The following is an 18,067-nucleotide window of genomic DNA, read 5'->3' on the forward strand; positions in this document are numbered from 1 at the left end:
GATTTCTTTTCATTTTATGTAGCAGAAAAATGATCTAAATGGCTTCTTTCATCGTATGCTGTGTGAACCGTGCAGGCTACAGGTTTCAAAAGCTGTAAAGGTAACACGGCATCAAAGGAGAACTTTAGATGAGTAAACAGACAGATCTAGACTTGTATGAAAGAATCTTTTCTAAAGATAAACAAGCCCTTGAGATCCTTTACACCCGTTATGAAAAGCTTCTGTACTACTTCGCCTTTCAAATTGTGAATGATGAACATGGCGCCGAAGAGGTCATGCATGATGTATTTATGAAGCTGTGGAAAGGAAGCCGGAAAGGAGCTTATCATCCGGGACGTGGGAAATTTTCAAGCTGGCTTTTAACAATCACTCGAAACGCTGCGATCGACCTTGTCCGTAAAAGGAACGTGACGGAAGTGGAGTGGAATTCAAACGACACAGAAGAGGAGGGGGAATGGAATGTGGAAGAAAGTCTGACAGTCAAAGAGGATCATGATTACTTGAGACGAGCGGTTAGAAGGTTGCCTGCGGATCAACGGGAGGTGATTCAGCTCGCTTATATGGAGGGAGCCTCTCAGAACGAGATCTCAGAGAAGCAAGGCATTCCCCTTGGAACGGTCAAAGGAAGGATAAGACTCGCGTTGGAGAAATTACGGAAATATTTAAAGGAAGAACGGAGGAATACTATTGAATGAGGAGCTATGCCAAGAAATCGTCCACTATTTAAGGAATCAATTGGATGAAAAGGAAAGAACAGTGTTTAAAAAACATCTGAATCATTGTCCAACATGCAATGAGGAAATAAAAGTGTTACAGGGGAAAGGAGAAGCAGGTAAAAGGAGGGGAAAAGGAGGCCCGCCATCCGGAATGAAGAAGCGGGTTTTCCATTCCATTCATAACGGACAGGATCTTTAACGGACAGGATCTTTAACGGGAAGGATGAGGAACTAAAGGCTCCTTGACTATCCTATTGCATGGGAGACGGCTTCTGACCCACCGGGCTCTTTCCGACCTTTTTGTCCACCATTTGTAGACAAGCTTTGGTTATGCCTACAGAAACATGTTTCTCCCGCGAATAGTGTTGGGGACTCTTCCAAATAGATTTGAAGATCTCAGTCAGAAGGATTTCCGCTTCCCGGGGGTTATGGATGCTCCTGCTGATTAAACGGTGCAGGTAAAAGGTGTACTTCTGAGTCAGCTGATCAAAGGCATCTTTCTCTCTCATGGAAATTCGATCTAATAGTTCTTTATCTTTATTCATAAATAGTCTCCTGGGTCATAAGTAATGATTCACTTATACCCTGCTTCCTCAAAAATAAACCTCGGCATAAAAGATACACTCCCCGTTGTGAGTGAGTATTTTTACCCGTGGGGAGTGTTCATCATGGAAAGGTATAAAATCGTGAGCTGTTCAAGCCAACGTGAATCTCAATACTTCGGTTTATAACTTAACTCATACAAATACTGCCTGTAGGACACGGAAGTCTTGTTGTGGTGGACAAGGAAGGGTCTTGTTTTGTGAATCGTCCGTCCGCCTGAGAACCTGGATAATGACTGGAAGGAAGGACGGGTGATCAAGCCTGACAAGTAAGCGGATTGCTGACTGTCGGGCTTTCTTTTTGTATTCAGGCCTTCAATCATTTTTTCAGAAGTCCGTATACTGAATCCATGTCCGAAGAATTCATTGTCTCCGATGGCAATTGCGTTGACGCCTCTGAACCATGAAGTACTTGGATTCACATCAGGATTGTTGAAATACACAACATCTCCAGGAACATAATGGTTGGCAAAAAAGGAATACAGACCGAGGTCGTCATCGGTATGCCAGCTGTATAAATAAAGGTTTGGAAAGAGCGTGTTGAAGGAAGAGGCGCCCATCGTTTTGAGGAGACCGTGATAAAAGTTGATGACACAAGCGGTCGCACACTCGAATTTATATTGAGCACTGTTTGTGAAAATATCCCGGATGGCATCAGCAGGGGAAACCTGCCTTCTCAACAAAAATCCGCCAGCGGTCGTTAGCTGCCAATATTCAGGGTTGCAGCGTGCCGTGCGAAAAGTGGCAAAGGATGATTCTCCATTGTTCATTTCTTTTGCGCTCACAATGATGTTCTTTCTGCTTTTGATTTCAAACATGAGTTCCTTTTCTGATGAAAAAGAGTAGAGGTTAGGAGTTTTTTGTAAGGCTTCTATGATCGTCGTTTCCGTTGTATCTGCTTTCCACGAATCATCTGGTTGAAAGGGCCTCCCGGATACCTGGATCATACGGTTCCTCCTTTGCGAAGTGAAACATCTGTCCTTGTACCTATCCTATTCATGAGGGCGGTGGATGATGTGTAGAGGCTTACCTATGGGCTGGGGTGGGAAAATGTATATCATGCAGGAAGAGTGAGCCGCGAGCAGGGAAAGTGAGTCGCGCGGAGGAAGAGTGAGTCGCGCGGAAGAAGAGTGAGCCGCGCGCGAGAAGCAGGGAACGCGCGCAAGAAGCAGGGAACGCGCGCAAGAAGCGGTGGAACGCGCGCAAGGAGCAGAGGAACGGGCGCAAGAAGCAGGAACGCGCGCAAGAAGCAGGGAACGCGCGCGAGAAGCGGTGGAACGCGCGCAAGAAGCAGGGAACGCGCGCAAGAAGTGGTGAAACGCGCGCAAGAAGCAGGGAACGCGCGCGAGAAGCGGTGGAACGCGCGCAAGGAGCGGTGGAACGCGCGCAAGAAAAAAGGAGTCATGGTCCCATGACTCCTTAATCTTTATACCGCAGCCAATCTCCTTTAATCACTTGATCAGAGAGCTGCAGTTCGCTTCTGGCTTTGCTTCTTCCTTCTTCACAATCCTGATTGGATAAGGGAGTCCCTTTTTCAGTATCGAGGCACTGTCCTTTCATATACATGGTAGATTCAGAGATGTAATTTCCGTTTCGGAAGGTGACAAAGGCGTCGTGCTCACCGGTCAACAAGTTCTCGCTAAAGCTCATATAGTTTGCGCTCCGTTTTCCCAGGAGGTGTAGAACTGTCGCACGGATATCGATTTGGCCGGCAACTTTATTGAACGTTTCTCCTTTTAGTCCCGGAATATGGATCAGAACGGGGACGCGCTGGTTCTTGATGTGAGAAAAGGTCGTCTCTGGCTGGTCGAGCAGTTCAAATAGACCATCCTCATATTCTGTGGAGATTCCGTAATGGTCCCCATAAAGGACGAACATCGTATTTTCATACATCCCTTGTTCTTTTAATCTCTCCATAAAGGCTTCAAGAGAGGAATCCAAGTAGTGAACGGTTGAAAGATAACGATTCACAACGGGTTCTGAGGTCACGTCCGTTTCAAACGTCTGGTCCTCTTCATGCAGCAAAAAAGGGAAGTGGTTCGTCAACGTGATGAATTTAGCTAAGTAGGGAGTATCCAATTCCTTCAATTTGGGTACCGACTGCTCGAACAAATGGAGATCCTCTAGGCCATAGTTGACGGAGTTTTCTTCGGTGACCTTATAATCCTTTTCTGAAAAAAAGCGGTCGTAGCCTAACGTGTCATACATTTCCGTACGGTTCCAGAACGATCGCTCATTGCCGTGGAAGACGGCAGACTGGTAGTTTCCGAGAATCTCCGGCAGACCGTGAAACGCATTGTCGGGACGGCGGACGAAGACGGAACCGCCATCGAGCGGGTAGAGGCCGGTATCAAGCATGAACTCGGCATCGGAACTTTTTCCCTGGGCGGTTTGTTCATATAGGTTAGAAAAATAAAAGCTCTCGTCCTGGATTTCGTTTAAGAACGGGGTGACTTCCTCGCCATCAACTTCCAAGTCCAGGACAAAATTTTGTACGGACTCAAGCCCTATATACACGACATTCATCCCGTCGGCTTCCCCGAACCATCCGGTTGTTTCCTTTTCCTGCTCTTTGATATAAGCCTGCATCGGCTCTGCATCGCTGGGGTCGGACAACCATTTGAACAACGGGGAGCGGATGGAGTGCCCGACATCGAACCATTGATAGGTAAACAAACTCATCGTCTGCACAAATTGGGTGCGGTTGTAATTCTCCGTGAGCACATACGGCTTGTAGAGAAGACCGGCCGCAAGCATGGTGATGGTCAGAAAGCTTGCAACTGCAAGGTACCCCTTTTTCGGAGGCGTCTGAAAGGTTTCTTTTCTGAACAACAACCAGCCGAACACAAAAATATCAATAAATAAAAGCAGATCCCACGGGGAAAAGAGCTCCCACGTACTGCGGCTCAAACCACCGACATTCCCGATTTGAAGGAGGATGGTCAAGGTCATAAAGTCTTCATAAAAACGATAGTACAGAAGGTGGGCGTACAACCAGAACGTCACGAGAAACAGGAGTGCTGGTAATACCCATTTCCTGAACCGGTCCGGTGTAAAAAGCGGCACACTGAAAAGAAGCATGACAGGACCGATAATAGTCAGGATCATCACAAGGTGTCCGGGCCAATGGGTCGGCTGCAGCTGAAAACCGATGTACATAAGGAGCACGATTTTGACCCAGTAAAAGGCGATCAGCCCTGTGTACGCCTTCATGAAGAAACTCTTTTCTGTTCGGTCTCCTTCAAGCGGTTCATGGCATCAAGCAACCGGGTGATGTTTACATGAGAGACCGTTCCCATTAAGGCAATCTGCATCCAGTTCTGCTCTTGCAAATAGCTGCTTTCATAATTGACTAGAATGCCCTGCTTCTTCAACCGATTTCCGTACGTGACGGAAGAAAGCTTAGAGGGAAGGGCGATGGTGACGATCCCATTCGAATACGTCTTGTCGCCAATAACCGTCCAACTTTGGTTTTCCAATTCCGACCGCAGCAGATGCATCCACTCAACCTTTGCTGATGCATCAAGCTCCAGTGCTTTCTTCATTGCAAAAAGAGCGTTTGATGAGTGAGTGAAGGGTGTACTTTTCTTTGATGCGTATAAGCCTAAGTCCAAATACCTTGGAATCGTGGAATTCGGAAACGGTTTGTGATGATGAAAGACGATGGCAAGACCAGGATAAGAGCCGAGACCTTTCCCGCTCACGCTTGAAGCCAGGTACACATCACGGAGGTCCACCTCATCGACGCCGAGGGAGCTGCATGCATCAAGACATAAGTGAACACCATAATCGGCTGCTGCTTCTTTCAGTGCTTTCAGGTCGTATAAATAGCCGGTAGAGGTTTCACAATGGACCGTCCATATCCAGCGGATGTTAGGGCGCTCATCCAACACGGAACGGATTTCTTCCATGGAGATGGCCGTGTTCCATTTCTTTTGGATGGTGTGAAAAGGGAGGTCTGCTCTTGTGGCGTGATCGATCAGCCGCTCTCCAAACTCTCCATTGGATAAAATCAGTCCTTCCCCGTCAAGCTGCTTGATTTGCTGGGCCACCACATCATTGGCAAGCGTCCCCGTTCCGACAAGGATGGAAGCATGAGGGGCGTTCGTTTTCTCAGTCAACAGAGACTGTACACTTGTCATCAGCTCCAAAAATTCATCTGAACGGTGGGATTGAGTCGCTCTGCTCAATGACTGAGCCACATCTTCATCCATCGGAACAGGTCCGGATAAAAAGGAAATCGGCTCGTAACGTGCGAGTATGCGGTGATAGGCCTGTGTCGCCTTGACGAAATTCTCCTTCGTCAGCTTCATGGGCTGATACAGTGCTTCCTTCGTCCCTACAGTATGAGCAAATGGTTCAAAGCCCAGCTTCCGATATAAGATGAGCTCGCGTTCTGTACCAGAAATGAGCGCGACATCGAATTTTTGTTTCAGGCAGTAGCTGGCCAGCTGGTCAATCATACCGAAGAAAGTCGTCCGCTTCCGGTATTCTTTTTTCACCGATAGTAAACGGATTTCACAGGGAACAGACCCCTCTTCCAAATAGTCATCGATATCTGGCAGTTTATGATCGAGAGAAAAGGGACGATCGCCTCTGACAGCAATCATGCCGATGACTTCCTCTCCTTTTTTAGCAATGATATATGTATTTTCATTATGGAATTTATCTGTGAGTCTACGAGATTCATTTCGGTCATGTTGGGGAATCTCCTCGACGAAGGTGGCGTAATTCAATTGATGGATCTGCTCGTATTCTTCATCGGTGGATGCCACTTTATAGATGAATGGTTGTTTCATAGATGTTCCTCCTCTTTCTTACTGCCTGGATGGACAGAGTATAAATGGGAAAGGACAACCAATCCGTATCCAATCAAAAGTCCGAAGCTTACAGCCGGATTCCCTCGGAAAAAAGCACTGACCACAGGGATGATCATGGCCCCAAGCATCACTTTTGAAAAAGAGACGGAAAGGGATTTGGCGAGTAATGCGACCCCTCCAAAGATTAAAAGTCCCGGCCACTCGAGGACAAGAGTGCAGGCAAGATAGACGACAACCCCCTTGCCTCCGCGGCCCTTCAGCCAAATCGACCAAATATGACCAGCAACCGTGGCCACAATCATCGCCGCAAGGATGACAGGGGAGACGCTTAGGTAGAGAGCAAGGCTCAGAGGAAGAATGGTTTTCAGTGCATCGATCACCACGGTCCAGATGAACGCCTGTTTACCCGCCATTCTCCCTGCGTTTCTTGCTCCCCCTGTGCCACTTCCGAGCATTGTAATATCTTCCTGAAGCTTATAATTCGTCACCACGAAAGCGCCATTGATTCCAGCGAACAAATAGCTGATGATCGGCCAAATCCACATGTCCTCACCCCTCGTACTTTCCATCATCTATCATACGATGCAACCCTTCAAATCGTTTCATAATATGTAAAATGTATACGTTGGCACATAACATTTTACAATTATTTCAAGATATCGTGTGGATGACAAAAGATTTGAGTTACGGCAGCCGCCAGCTATTTTTTCTGGAGCTATTCTTTATAATAGAAAGATAAGAGGATTGTTTAGAAGGAGGAAGGCGGATGCAGAAGGTCATTCCGACATTGAAAATTTCAAACGAAGAAAAGAGCCAGGCTTTTTATGTGGAGGGTCTTGGGTTTCGAGTGGACTGGGAGCACCGTTTTGAGCCTGGTTATCCTGTATTTATGCAGATTTCAAGGGGAGAAGATCTCCTCTATTTAACCGCGCATGAAGGAGATTGCCAGCCTGGTGGTTTGGTTCATATTCTTGTCGAGGATGTCGATCGTTTTTATGAGACATTGCCGCAGGAAAAACTTGACGTGAATCCGCCGTACGAAATGATAGAGGGCATCCGTATGTTAAGTATCACCGATCCTGATGGAAATGAACTTCGATTTATGAATATGAAGAAATAGCGATGATCCAAAGCGATTCTGCTATATTATTTTAGTATCATACCTTAGGTTTGATTTGGAGAGGGGGGAGTCTATCATACCAACGATCAAAGACAAGTTACAGTTAACGAAATATAAGAATATGGTTGTCCTTCACCAGCCGGAAGACTATGATTTATTTGATGAGCAATCGTCAATCTTATCCGAAAATCATGATGCGATTTTTATTTTTGTGACAAACCTTGAGGAGATGAAAGAACACTTGCAAACACTTCTCGATCGCAAGGAGGTTTTAGCAGAGAAAGGCTACGTTTTCTTTGCCTACCCGAAAAAAGGGAATACCCGTTACGATACGTACATACATAGGGATGACATGTTTCTGGAATTGAAAATCGGCGAGGATAAGTACGTGGGAGGCAATGATATCAAGTTTTTCCGTATGGTCAGTATGGATGACGTGTTCACAGTTGTCGGCATGAAGCGGGAGAAGAAAAAAGCACCAAAAACCGCTGCGGCCAGTCAATGTGTGGCCAATTATGAAGACTAGGTGGAGGATGTTGAAAATCTATTAAAGGATCATCCGATTGCCCAGGAGTTTTTCAAGAACTTGACACTAGGTTATCAAAGGGATTGGGCGCGTCATATTTTCTCCGCAAAACAGCAAACCACACGAGATAAGCGGACAAAACAAATGATCGATATCTTATCGGAAGGCTATAAATCCCTCGATTTGTACCGTCGTAAGAAAAAGTAGGTAAAAAAAGACCAAGCCGGCAGGGCTTGGTCTTTTCTTCTTAATGAGGCAGGTGTTCAGCCTCATGGGTGCGGACTGTGGATTTCGACGTTTTTCCTTCTTTCAACAAGTATCCGAGGATGGCACCGATCAGAGCGGGCAGCATCCACCCGAGTCCAATTCCGTAAAGTGGAAGATACGATTGATAGAAAGTGCTGACTGAATCCAACAAAGGATTAGCGACACCAGGAATCGTTCCCAGGAGCGCCTTGTAGCCATCGATGGTACTTACGAAAACAGTCAACATCATAGCGCCGGCATAGACGCTTTGTTTATGCTGAAACAGTTTGGAGCTGAGTCCGAGCAGGATCAGGACGATCGCCATCGGATATAAGAACATCAGGACAGGGATTGCATATTGTATGATGTTTGTCAGGCCGAAGTTTGCAATCATGAACGAGAGCAGCGATAGGATCAGCACGAATGTTTTATAGCTGATTTTCGGATAGACGGTATGGAAAAATTCACTGCAGGCGATAATCAGTCCGATACTTGTCTTCAAACACGCCAGTACAATGATGATGGCGAGCAGAATCGCGCCATATGGACCGAAGTAATGCTCGGCCACCGCTGCGAAAGTAAGGCCGCCATTTTCAAGATTGCCAACGACAGATACGCTGGAAGCTCCCATGTAGGCAATCAGTCCGTAGATCAGCATCATGAGTACCATGGCGAAAATTCCTGATTTCCATGTCGTCTGTGCAATCGCCTTCGTGTCGGTGATGCCCATGTGACGAATCGCGGTGATCACCAGGATTCCGAGTGCCAACCCGCCGAGAGCGTCCATCGTATTATAGCCTTCCGTAAATCCTGTCATGAAAGGGACGGAAGCATAATCTCCGGTCGGAGCACCGAAATCACCCATAGGTTTTGCGATGGCAGTGGTGATGAGAATGGATAAAAACAGTAAGAATGTCGGTGTTAAGTACTTTCCGATGATATCCATAACTTTGGCTGCGTTCAGTGAAAAATAATAGACGAGTGCGAAAAATACGAAACTGAACACGGCAAGCCACAGTTGAGTTTGATCAGGTTGGATGAATGGCTCAAATCCTACCACAAAAGGAACCGTCGCTGTTCTTGGAATCGCGAAAAATGGCCCGATCGTCAAATAAAGAATGACGGCAAATGAAATTCCGAATAAGGGATGGATACGGCCTGCCAGGTCATTCAAACCTTGGCTGCCGGACAAAACGATCGCAAGGATACCCATTAAGGGAAGGGCGATGGCTGTTACGAGAAATCCGATCAATGCCGGCCAGAAGGAAGTTCCCGCCATTTGGCCCAATTGAATAGGGAAGATTAAATTGCCCGCACCGAAGAAGAGCCCGAAAAGCATCGTCCCGATGACGGCATACGTAGAGAATGAGTTTTTCTGTTTCATAGGTTCGTTCCTTTCATGATGTATTGGTTTGCTTTAAAGGAATAAAGATAATCCTAACAAGAATCTTCATAAGGGACAATAGACTTTTCGAGATTCTTAGGAAATAACTTGGTGACATCGCTTTCTTTCTGAATGGTGGGGTTGATTGGACCAATATATGTAAAAAGGACTTCCTGAATAAGGAAGTCCTTTTTGCTCTAAGAGCTCTTTATGAATGACTGGGACGGAAAGGATGTCCTCTATGCGTCTTGTTGAGTTAGTTGATGATCATTGTTTCCACATTCCGGACACTGCGTCCAAACAACATAAGCCGTTTTATCTTCAAATTCTTTCGGAACGACTTTGATTACTTTTAGAACATTATGGTAGCAGCTTGTGCATCTTTCCTGGATGGACTGCCCTACATCAAATTTTAACATTTGCTCACTCCTGATCACTTATTTCAAATGAGTACCGAAGCCTCAAGAGTTTTTCTAGTATAACGTTTATAAGGATATGAGTCAAAAAAGTAAAAACACTCATCCGCTTAGGCAGCGTCTATTCGTACGATTCCTCTTTTTATTCTGATTGTTCTGAAAATCATGTTAAAATATGGGAAGTTGCTTCACTTACCATTGGGATACATGGTGAATCAAACGAAAACAAAATAACGGATAGGAAAAGAGGAAAACTACGTGAAGTTTTTGACGAAACAATCGGTAACAGAATTCGAACAGGTCAACCGGGCGTTGGAAAACGAAGGATTGAACACGCTGTCGGGAGAATCGGATATCAAACGTTTAGGCGAGGGATCCTGGCACTATGCTTACTTAGTGGAGAGAGACCAGTTAGTCCTCCGAATACCTAAAAAGGTCGCTTACGAGGAAGCCGTCGTTTTCAACCGTGATCAGTTAACAGCGGAATACGGAGCGACAGAAGCGTTTTACAAGACAGCGAACCAGGCACAGAAAGGCATGTGTCCAGAATACTTCCGTTATTTTATCGATGAAGACCTTACCTACACGCTTGAATCTTATATGGGTGAAACATTGGGGCTGGAAGGACAGACGCAAGAACAGTCGGAGCAATACGGAAGAGAGATGGGTGATTTCTTCCGAGCCCTTGAAGAAATCGATCCTCCCTATAAAGGGATCGGTTATTTGGAAGTGGCGAAAAACGGGGAATTAAAAGGCGGACTAGACATGGATCTGAGTGCGTGTATCGTCGAAGAGAGAGGAGAATATGAAGAAGAACTTCATAACCTTCTTTCAAGTGCCTTTGATTTCAATAAAGAAAAAGTGGCGGCCGCCGGAAAGAAATTCATCCCCAACCGCTCCATTGATCGGGAGAAGCGGATCCTCACCAATCAGGATACATCGCCAGAAAATTTGATCTTCACAAGTAGCGGCGTGAAAATGATCGATCCTGTCCCGCTTCTTTACACTGGAACCTCTATTGCTGCTAACCATGTATTCAACTATCGAACCTTTTTCCCTACCGTCTACGATACAAGGCGATATGCAAAAGGAAATTATCATCTCTATGCCAACCTTTTGAAAGTTCATGCCGATGGCTTTGTGGAAGGATATACGCATGGTTCAGAACAAAAACGAATGGACCTGCATATTGAAGTGTTTTTGAAACTTGTGACGATGGCCCATGCTCATCTTGAACTGCTGCAGGAAGAAACATTAATGAAGGAACAGATCATCCGGTTTGGAACAAAAGAACAAATCGAAAAGCGTCTACAAATCTACCTGACGGAATTAGAGAATTTTCAAGTGGAAGTTTCCCTCGGAGAGGGGAGCGAGGGTTTTTGAAAAAAGAGGTGAGCCGGTCTTTGGAGATTCTGCCGTTATATAAAGCGGTGGAGGACGAAGCCAGGGATCTTATATTAGCAGGATTTTTAGAACGTTTTGGATTTATCGATCATTCGCTGAACCCTGACTTGAAAGATCTGATGGGCAGCTATACGAAAGAAGGCCATGTATTCTTTGTTGCTCTTGATGATAGTGAGCTTGTAGCGACAGGTGCCGTTACGAAAGAGGATCACCGGATGGGGAGAATTGAGCGTATGTCTGTGAAAAGTTCTTACAGAAGGAAGGGGATCGCGCAAAGAATGCTTGCGAAGCTTGAGGATTCTGCGCGTTTCTGCAAGTATGAGAGGCTTGTGCTGGAGACGCACAACTCATGGGAAAGTGCCATACGGCTTTATACATCGAATGGCTATCACCTTATTGCAGATGACGGCAAGCGTTCTCATTTTGAAAAAGTATTAGGAGATGAAGATTTCATCATGAAGGTCATATGGTGAAATGGACTTCTTTCAATCATGTAAAGGGGATGAGTTTGATGAAAGAGGGAGATGTGTACACTTGGAAACGCACGTTTACGAATGAGGAAGTCTTGGAGTTCGGCCGGATATCCGGTGATCAGGGCAGACACCATATGGAACCCGATGACGAGGGGAGACTGATGGTTCAAGGATTACTAACGGCTACGATCGGTACAAAGATCGGCGGGGATTTGCACTACATAGCAAGAGATATGGTCAACGAGTTTCTCCGCCCTGTTTTTACTGGGGATACGATTACCTGTGAAGTGAACTTGGAAAAGGTTGTTCAAGCCGATGGGCATAAGAAAGTGGAGATGAAGTCTGTCTATCGCAATCAACATGGAAAAGAAGTGTTGATTGGTTCGAGTCACGGAATCATAAGGGATTAAGAACAGGCGGGTGAAATGAGCCCTTTTCACCCTGTTCATCGAGTCTCGCCAGTAAGTTTGGATATGAAAAAGCCAGCCCCTCGGGCTGGCTTTTTTTGATGTCTATTCATAGTGACGATAGGAAAGGAGCTCAGGAGTTAGACTTCAATGCTGACGTTCATTCATCATCAATAATGGTTATGCCCTGTTTTTCATACAAGCGTTTAATATCTGCATGAACGTTCTCTGTAATTAAGTAAGTGAGGTGGTCAGTTGGACAGACAATATGATTGGAAACCGTATCCAACTTATCATTGGTCACCATACTTAATACCTCGGTGGAGATAGACGCCATTTTCCGTTTGATGAGAGCTTCTGATGAACGAGGAATGCTGATGCCGATTTCCAGATCAATGTTGTAGATCCCCATGATATAGAGATCTGCCCTCATTGAATTCAAAGCTTCATAGGTGTCGATTCCTAAATTAACCATCGACTGTTTAAATAATGTTCCTCCAATCATGATGACCTCGATATCATTGTGGTTGGAAAGGGCCATCGCAATCGGCGGGCTGTTTGTAATCACGGTACCTTTCAAAGATAAAGGGAGCTGGTGGACCAATTGTAAATTCGTTGTTCCACCATCGATCAACAGCACCATATCATCCTCTATATACCGTAAGGCTTTGTTTGCGAGATTCGATTTCGTTTCATTGAAAATTTCCTGTCTCGTTGAAAAATCCTGAACGGGAGGTCCTTTTCTTAGCGCCCCGCTATGGACCCTTTTGATTACTCCCTGGCTGTCCAACTCTTTCAAGTCTCTTCTGATCGTATCTTCTGAAACAGACAGCCGCCTGCTTAAGTCGCTGGCAATGACTTTGTGCTCTTCATTTACTATATCAATAATAGTTTGCTGGCGTTCTTGTTTAAGCATACACGAAAGACTCCTTCTTCTATTTTTTTCAGTATATCATGGATTTCCGCTTCCATAAAACTCAAACAAGCACTAAAATGCAAATAAAAGCAAAAACATGCAAGAAAACGCTTTACAATTCTTTGTTTATGCCTTAATATTTTGACAAAGGCGCATAAACACAAACAAGGAGGCACAAACATGCAAAGAAATATAACGATTGCACCGTCTATCATGTGTGCGGATCTCTGCAATCTTGAAAAAAGTGTCAGAGAGATTGAAGAAGCAGGGTTGGATACGTTACACATTGACATCATCGATGGAACCTTCAGTCCAAGCATGCCTTTAGGAATCAATACCATTGAACAATTAAGAAAAATAACAGATATGAAATTCGATGTTCACATTATGGCTAATACCAATGAATTCTTTATACAGGAAATGCTGCGAATCGGAGTGGAACAAATCACTTTCCATGTGGAGACAAGCTTCCACCTTGACCGTTACATCAATTTGATCAAAAAGCATGACACCAAAGTGGGGATCGCATTGAACCCGGCGACATCATTATCGGTCCTGGATTATGTGTTACCGCAAGTAGACACGGTTCTCTTAATGCTGATCAACCCAGGATTTGCGACAGATAAAGGGGAAAAGCAAGTGTCGTATGCTACGAAAAAAGTAGAGGATCTGGCTAAGCTGATCCGTTCCAAAGATTTGGATACGAAGATTGAAGTGGACGGACGCGTATCCTTGAATACGATTCCGACACTGGTGAGAGCCGGGGCGGACATCCTGGTGGCCGGAAGCACAAGTTTATTTGAAAAAAGCAATGGTTTGAAAGATAACAAAAAATTGATGGAATCCCTGATACAAGAAGGATTGCAGGAGGAGGTTGGAATCAATGGTTAACTATAAGGAAGCAGCGGGTGTCATTACCAATGAAATCACATCCACTTTAAACAACGTCGACAGCCAGGAGATTGAACGTTTGATCGAGCAGATCAATCAGGCAGAAAAAGTTTTCTTCGTAGGTGTAGGGCGTGTTCTTTTATCATTGCAATCCATCGCCAAAAGGTTAGCGCACCTCGGTGTCCAGACTTTCGTGGTCGGTCAGATCACAGAACCAGCCATGACAGAGAAGGACCTCTTAATCGTTGGATCCGGAAGCGGCGAAACAGCCTTTCCTCTCATCATCGCTAAAAAAGCGAAAGAACTGAACGCAAACGTCGCCCATATCGGTACGAATCCGAATAGTTCTATGAGCCAATATGCAGATACCTTCGTACGACTTCCTATCAGCTCCAATCCAGAAACTGCTGAAGAAGTACAATCTCATCAACCGATGAAAAGCCTGTTTGAACAAAGTCTTCTTCTTCTGGGCGACACTATCGCATTGATGATCGTGAGAAAAGAAAAGATCGAGCTGAACTCCCTTTGGGAATACCATGCGAACTTAGAATAATAGATTCATATAAATTCCAAGCCCCTTTGATATAGCAAGGAAGATCAAAGGGGGGATCAGGAATTCTCAATCAATAAGTTGTTGAGGAAAAATGTAAATTTATACAAAAAGGATATTTTTCTTTTTTTCTCTATAGACGCTCTATCATTGTCCTATTATACTGATTTTTATGGTTTACTGGCACTTGACGAAAGAAGAGAACCTGAGATTAAGGAGGTCCACAAATGAAAGCGCTGCATTTTGGAGCTGGGAATATCGGACGAGGCTTAATCGGATATCTCCTGAATAAGACGGGGTATGAAATCTGCTTTGTGGATGCAGACCAACAGCTGGTTGAAAGCCTCAATGATAAAAAGCAGTATGGGATCGAGTTACTGGATGAAAATCACACGCAAGAGACGGTTTCCCCAGTGAGAGCCTTGCATACAAGTGCTCAAGAAGAAATCATCGAATCTATTGTAGAAGCGGATCTCATCACGACATCCGTAGGAGCACAAAATCTTGCAAGAATGGCTCCGGCCTTATCCAGAGGACTTCTGTTAAGAAAGCAGCAGGGCAAACCTCTCATCGACGTGATCGCTAATGAAAATACGATTAACGCTTCTTCTCAGTTGAAAGAGGAAGTGAGACAAATAGTTTCCGAACAACAAATGGATGACATCCTATCTGCCGTTGGTTTTCCGAACTCCGCGATTGACCGTCTTTCACTCTCCGAAAAACGGACGGAAGGGGAGACTGCCCTTGTGGAACCCTATTACGAATGGATCATCAACCGTTCGGAGATGGTGAATAAGGAGCTTCCGGCAGTGAAAAATGCTGTTTACTTGGACACTCTGAAACCCCATATTGAGCGTAAGTTATACATGGTGAACATGGGGCACGCTGCCACCGCGTATATGGGATTTTTGTATGGCTATCCAACCATTCAGCGGGCATTGCAGGATAAAAGGCTTCTGAAGTTCTTAAGAGCAACCCTTCAAGAGTCTTCCCGTTACTTCACCCATATCCATGAAATGGACGAGCAAGGGCTGGAAGTGTTTATTGAAAAAACAATCGACCGCTTCAAAAACGAAAACATCAGCGATGATCTTTTACGTGTAGGAAGGGCACCGATTCGGAAGCTGGGACCAGAGGAACGGTTAGTCAAACCAGCCCAAGTTCTTCATGAATTGGACTTGCCGAACGAAAACCTGACCACTGCGATAGCGGCCGCGCTTTTATTTGATAACCGTGAAGATGAGGAGTCTGTGACGCTTCAAGATTATATCGATAATTATGGAATCGAAGCAGCCATCGCTCATTTTACAAAGTTGAAAGATGACGAAATTGTATCGACGATCAAGAATCATTATTTGGAATTGAAAAAGGAACAAGCGTTAAATAGCTGATATGAAAGGGTGCTGACTATATGCTAAGCGAACAATTGAAAGGGAATATCCATTTTTTGAAATCTGTAAACTCCTGGGAGGATGCAATCACCGAATCGGCTGCTCCTTTATTGAAAGATGGTTCGATTACTTCTAAATATGTAGAGGATATGATTGAAAACGTCCACGAAAATGGACCGTATATCGTCATTGTTCCAGGAATCGCTATGCCTCATGCCAAAAACGAAGACGGCGTTGTCAAAAAGACAGGGATTTCGCTTCTGAAATTAGAAGAGGCCGTGACGTTCCCAGAAAACAAAAAGGTCAATCTTCTGTTCACACTAGCTGCTGAAGATACCTCCGGCCACTTAGACTTGATTTCCGATCTATCTTCCTTGCTGATTGAAGATGACGTGAGAGAAAAGCTGGAACAGTCAAACAGTGAACAGGAAATTATTGATTTGCTTCAGACGGTGGAATAAGTCCCGTTTCCTGAACAGATAGCGATGATTCTTTAAATTATATTTGAAAGGGATGAGATAGATGGCAAGTCCAGCTAAGGCAACAACAGACAGCAATGTAGTAGACATGAATCGTCCTTCTGCAAGAGCCAGAGTACAAGCTTTCGGCGGCTTTTTAACCAATATGGTCCTACCGAACATTGGCGCATTTATCGCCTGGGGTCTATTGACCGCTTTGTTTATTCCAACAGGTTGGATCCCGAATGAGCAGCTGGCGCAAATTGTAGGACCAGCCATTAAATTCCTGCTTCCGTTGCTTCTGGCCATAACCGGCGGCCGTATGGTCGGTGGCCAGCGTGGAGCGGTCATGGGAGCAATTGGTGCCATTGGATTGATCGTCGGGTCCGATATTCCGATGTTCTTAGGTGCGATGGTGATTGGCCCACTTGGCGGCTTGATCATAAAGAAATTTGACCGTGCAATGGAAAACAGAATTCCTGCCGGGTTTGAGATGATTGTGAACAACTTCTCCCTCGGTATTCTAGGCTTCTTATTAATGATCGTATCGTTCCTGTTTATCGGTCCAGTGATCGAATCAGCGAACAACTTTGTCACGTCAGCCATTGAAGCACTGGTGGCTACCGGTTTACTGCCTTTACTATCTTTGATTAACGAACCGGCAAAAGTGTTGTTCCTGAATAACGTGATCGACCAGGGAATCTATTATCCGCTCGGCATGCAGGCGGCAGCTGAAACAGGCAAGTCCATTTACTTTACTGTCGCATCCAACCCTGGACCAGGTCTTGGCTTGCTGCTGGCATTCACTTTCTTCGGTAAAAAGACGGCTCGACGAACAGCACCAGGCGCTATCATTATTCATTTCTTCGGTGGTATCCATGAACTCTATTTCCCTTACGTATTAATGAAACCCCTTACAATTATTGGGATGATCGCCGGAGGGGCAACAGGGATTGGCGTATTCAGTATGTTTGATGCAGGACTCGTCGCAGGACCAAGTCCCGGATCCATCTTCGCTTACCTGGGGCTCACGCCTAAAGGAAGCTTTATCGGCATCATCGCTGGAGTTCTTGCTGCCGCGGCTGTGACCTTCTTGATCACATCGCTGATTTTAAAAATGGAGAAGAATAATGATGAAGAAGAGGATGAGCTTTCCGAATCCATCGAAAAATCAAAAGCGATGAAACAACAAGGAAAACAAGTGGCAAGCAGTAAAAAGGATGAAAAGATCGATAAAGTTTCTTTCGCCTGTGATGCAGGTGCAGGAAGTAGTGCCCTCGGTGCGACGACCTTCAGAAAGAAACTACAAAAAAGAGGAATCGATGGAATTGAAGTAAAACACTACAGAATCGAAGATGCACCACAGGATTCGAACATCATCGTCGTTCATAAAGATCTCTATGACCGTGCCAAACACGCTCACCAGGACAAAGAGATTATCACCATTGAAAACTATATTAGTGATCCAAACCTAGAGGAAATGCTCGACAGGTTGGAGGAGCGGTAATAAAGTAATTCTTTGAAAGAAGGTTCATTTAGGAACCTTCTTTTTTTTCGTGATAATTGGAAGTAATTATGCATTTATCTTGAAACTGAGTCTTTCGCTAACGGGCAGGTTAGTTGAAGACTCAGTTTCGAGATGTTGAGTTGAAAACAACATTTAGTCAATTGGAGTTCTAATTATAACTCTAATTAAATTCAAAAATTCAAGTTAGTTACTTAATTATCGTTGCTACTCCAAAACCAG

The 18,067-nt window shown here is 44.9% G+C and carries 19 protein-coding genes and 1 pseudogene; 12 read left to right on the forward strand and 8 right to left on the reverse strand.

All coding sequences use genetic code 11. The features are described 5' to 3' along the window. Positions 1-128 precede the first annotated feature (128 nt). Positions 129-695 (forward strand): RNA polymerase sigma factor, encoded by a 567-nt coding sequence (locus VKA52_RS18900; RefSeq protein WP_326316838.1) that lies wholly within the window; start codon positions 129-131, stop codon positions 693-695. Next, positions 688-915: a zf-HC2 domain-containing protein gene (locus tag VKA52_RS20815; RefSeq protein WP_442788864.1), complete on the forward strand. Its 228-nt coding sequence runs from the start codon at positions 688-690 to the stop codon at positions 913-915. Before VKA52_RS18900 ends, VKA52_RS20815 begins: the two co-directional genes overlap by 8 nt. A gap of 52 nt (positions 916-967) precedes the next feature. On the opposite strand, the gene VKA52_RS18905 is transcribed toward VKA52_RS20815, so the two are convergent. The 5 genes from VKA52_RS18905 to VKA52_RS18925 form a co-directional block, all read right to left on the reverse strand. Next, positions 968-1,261 carry an RNA polymerase sigma factor gene (locus VKA52_RS18905; RefSeq protein ID WP_326316839.1) on the reverse strand — a complete coding sequence of 98 codons (294 nt, stop codon included), beginning with the start codon at positions 1,259-1,261 and terminating at the stop codon, positions 968-970. A gap of 167 nt (positions 1,262-1,428) precedes the next feature. Next, on the reverse strand, positions 1,429-2,265 hold the full coding sequence (locus VKA52_RS18910; RefSeq protein ID WP_326316840.1) for a protein-glutamine gamma-glutamyltransferase: 837 nt from the start codon (positions 2,263-2,265) through the stop codon (positions 1,429-1,431). A 472-nt stretch (positions 2,266-2,737) separates the two neighbouring features. Further along, positions 2,738-4,531, reverse strand: a complete 1,794-nt coding sequence (locus VKA52_RS18915; RefSeq protein ID WP_326316841.1) for an LTA synthase family protein — start codon at positions 4,529-4,531, stop codon at positions 2,738-2,740. Further along, positions 4,528-6,117, reverse strand: a complete 1,590-nt coding sequence (locus tag VKA52_RS18920; protein WP_326316842.1) for an aminotransferase class V-fold PLP-dependent enzyme — start codon at positions 6,115-6,117, stop codon at positions 4,528-4,530. The genes VKA52_RS18915 and VKA52_RS18920 overlap by 4 nt, the downstream gene beginning before the upstream one ends. Continuing rightward, positions 6,114-6,683, reverse strand: a complete 570-nt coding sequence (locus VKA52_RS18925) for a glycerol-3-phosphate acyltransferase (RefSeq protein ID WP_326316843.1) — start codon at positions 6,681-6,683, stop codon at positions 6,114-6,116. Before VKA52_RS18925 ends, VKA52_RS18920 begins: the two co-directional genes overlap by 4 nt. Positions 6,684-6,904: 221 nt before the next feature. Between VKA52_RS18925 and VKA52_RS18930 the strand changes: the two genes are divergently transcribed. Together VKA52_RS18930 and VKA52_RS18935 are read left to right on the forward strand one after the other, a co-directional pair. Beyond that, positions 6,905-7,258 (forward strand): glyoxalase superfamily protein, encoded by a 354-nt coding sequence (locus VKA52_RS18930; RefSeq protein WP_326316844.1) that lies wholly within the window; start codon positions 6,905-6,907, stop codon positions 7,256-7,258. A 121-nt stretch (positions 7,259-7,379) separates the two neighbouring features. Then, a pseudogene (locus tag VKA52_RS18935) lies at positions 7,380-7,991 on the forward strand (YdeI/OmpD-associated family protein). Between the two features lie 40 nt (positions 7,992-8,031). On the opposite strand, the gene brnQ reads toward VKA52_RS18935, so the two are convergent. Further along, entirely contained in the window at positions 8,032-9,414 is a 1,383-nt protein-coding gene (brnQ, locus tag VKA52_RS18940) for a branched-chain amino acid transport system II carrier protein (RefSeq protein WP_326316845.1), read from the reverse strand. 239 nt (positions 9,415-9,653) lie between these two features. Further along, a complete protein-coding gene (locus tag VKA52_RS18945; RefSeq protein ID WP_160912481.1) occupies positions 9,654-9,833 on the reverse strand; it encodes a hypothetical protein in 180 nt (59 codons plus the stop codon). A 255-nt stretch (positions 9,834-10,088) separates the two neighbouring features. On the opposite strand from VKA52_RS18945, the gene VKA52_RS18950 reads away from it, so the two are divergent. From VKA52_RS18950 to VKA52_RS18960, 3 genes are read left to right on the forward strand one after another with little or no spacing between them, the layout of a single operon-like run. Further along, the gene (locus VKA52_RS18950) at positions 10,089-11,213 is read left to right on the forward strand and encodes a hypothetical protein (protein ID WP_326316846.1); all 1,125 of its coding nucleotides are present in this window, start codon (positions 10,089-10,091) and stop codon (positions 11,211-11,213) included. 8 nt (positions 11,214-11,221) lie between these two features. Next, positions 11,222-11,707, forward strand: a complete 486-nt coding sequence (locus tag VKA52_RS18955) for a GNAT family N-acetyltransferase (protein ID WP_326316847.1) — start codon at positions 11,222-11,224, stop codon at positions 11,705-11,707. 38 nt (positions 11,708-11,745) lie between these two features. Then, the gene (locus VKA52_RS18960; protein WP_326316848.1) at positions 11,746-12,117 is read left to right on the forward strand and encodes an FAS1-like dehydratase domain-containing protein; all 372 of its coding nucleotides are present in this window, start codon (positions 11,746-11,748) and stop codon (positions 12,115-12,117) included. A 157-nt stretch (positions 12,118-12,274) separates the two neighbouring features. On the opposite strand, the gene VKA52_RS18965 is transcribed toward VKA52_RS18960, so the two are convergent. Next, positions 12,275-13,030, reverse strand: coding sequence for a DeoR/GlpR family DNA-binding transcription regulator (locus VKA52_RS18965; protein WP_326316849.1), 756 nt, complete (start codon positions 13,028-13,030; stop codon positions 12,275-12,277). A gap of 180 nt (positions 13,031-13,210) precedes the next feature. On the opposite strand from VKA52_RS18965, the gene VKA52_RS18970 reads away from it, so the two are divergent. The 5 genes from VKA52_RS18970 to VKA52_RS18990 all read left to right on the forward strand — a co-directional run bounded on the left by VKA52_RS18970 (position 13,211) and on the right by VKA52_RS18990 (position 17,827). Beyond that, complete coding sequence (locus tag VKA52_RS18970; RefSeq protein WP_326316850.1) at positions 13,211-13,921, forward strand: ribulose-phosphate 3-epimerase; 711 nt, start codon at positions 13,211-13,213, stop codon at positions 13,919-13,921. Continuing rightward, complete coding sequence (gene hxlB / locus VKA52_RS18975) at positions 13,914-14,474, forward strand: 6-phospho-3-hexuloisomerase (protein ID WP_326316851.1); 561 nt, start codon at positions 13,914-13,916, stop codon at positions 14,472-14,474. Before VKA52_RS18970 ends, hxlB begins: the two co-directional genes overlap by 8 nt. Before the next feature lie 224 nt (positions 14,475-14,698). Further along, on the forward strand, positions 14,699-15,862 hold the full coding sequence (locus VKA52_RS18980) for a mannitol-1-phosphate 5-dehydrogenase (RefSeq protein WP_326316852.1): 1,164 nt from the start codon (positions 14,699-14,701) through the stop codon (positions 15,860-15,862). Between the two features lie 20 nt (positions 15,863-15,882). Continuing rightward, entirely contained in the window at positions 15,883-16,323 is a 441-nt protein-coding gene (locus tag VKA52_RS18985) for a PTS sugar transporter subunit IIA (protein ID WP_326316853.1), read from the forward strand. Positions 16,324-16,384: 61 nt separating this feature from the next. Beyond that, positions 16,385-17,827: a PTS mannitol transporter subunit IICB gene (locus tag VKA52_RS18990; RefSeq protein ID WP_326316854.1), complete on the forward strand. Its 1,443-nt coding sequence runs from the start codon at positions 16,385-16,387 to the stop codon at positions 17,825-17,827. Positions 17,828-18,067 lie beyond the last annotated feature (240 nt).

The sequence above is a fragment of the Halobacillus sp. HZG1 genome, assembly GCF_035818575.1.
GTDB classification, from domain to species: Bacteria; Bacillota; Bacilli; order Bacillales; family Halobacillaceae; genus Halobacillus; species Halobacillus litoralis.

Coding starts and splice junctions, on each gene's coding strand:
- brnQ (WP_326316845.1), bottom strand. CDS start 9,414: ATGAAACAGAAAAACTCATTCTCTACGTATGCCGTCATCGGGACGATG.
- VKA52_RS18945 (WP_160912481.1), bottom strand. CDS start 9,833: ATGTTAAAATTTGATGTAGGGCAGTCCATCCAGGAAAGATGCACAAGC.
- VKA52_RS18980 (WP_326316852.1), top strand. CDS start 14,699: ATGAAAGCGCTGCATTTTGGAGCTGGGAATATCGGACGAGGCTTAATC.
- VKA52_RS18900 (WP_326316838.1), top strand. CDS start 129: ATGAGTAAACAGACAGATCTAGACTTGTATGAAAGAATCTTTTCTAAA.
- VKA52_RS18970 (WP_326316850.1), top strand. CDS start 13,211: ATGCAAAGAAATATAACGATTGCACCGTCTATCATGTGTGCGGATCTC.
- VKA52_RS18925 (WP_326316843.1), bottom strand. CDS start 6,683: ATGTGGATTTGGCCGATCATCAGCTATTTGTTCGCTGGAATCAATGGC.
- VKA52_RS18990 (WP_326316854.1), top strand. CDS start 16,385: ATGGCAAGTCCAGCTAAGGCAACAACAGACAGCAATGTAGTAGACATG.
- VKA52_RS18960 (WP_326316848.1), top strand. CDS start 11,746: ATGAAAGAGGGAGATGTGTACACTTGGAAACGCACGTTTACGAATGAG.
- VKA52_RS18905 (WP_326316839.1), bottom strand. CDS start 1,261: ATGAATAAAGATAAAGAACTATTAGATCGAATTTCCATGAGAGAGAAA.
- VKA52_RS18920 (WP_326316842.1), bottom strand. CDS start 6,117: ATGAAACAACCATTCATCTATAAAGTGGCATCCACCGATGAAGAATAC.
- hxlB (WP_326316851.1), top strand. CDS start 13,914: ATGGTTAACTATAAGGAAGCAGCGGGTGTCATTACCAATGAAATCACA.
- VKA52_RS18985 (WP_326316853.1), top strand. CDS start 15,883: ATGCTAAGCGAACAATTGAAAGGGAATATCCATTTTTTGAAATCTGTA.
- VKA52_RS18915 (WP_326316841.1), bottom strand. CDS start 4,531: ATGAAGGCGTACACAGGGCTGATCGCCTTTTACTGGGTCAAAATCGTG.
- VKA52_RS18965 (WP_326316849.1), bottom strand. CDS start 13,030: ATGCTTAAACAAGAACGCCAGCAAACTATTATTGATATAGTAAATGAA.
- VKA52_RS18910 (WP_326316840.1), bottom strand. CDS start 2,265: ATGATCCAGGTATCCGGGAGGCCCTTTCAACCAGATGATTCGTGGAAA.
- VKA52_RS18930 (WP_326316844.1), top strand. CDS start 6,905: ATGCAGAAGGTCATTCCGACATTGAAAATTTCAAACGAAGAAAAGAGC.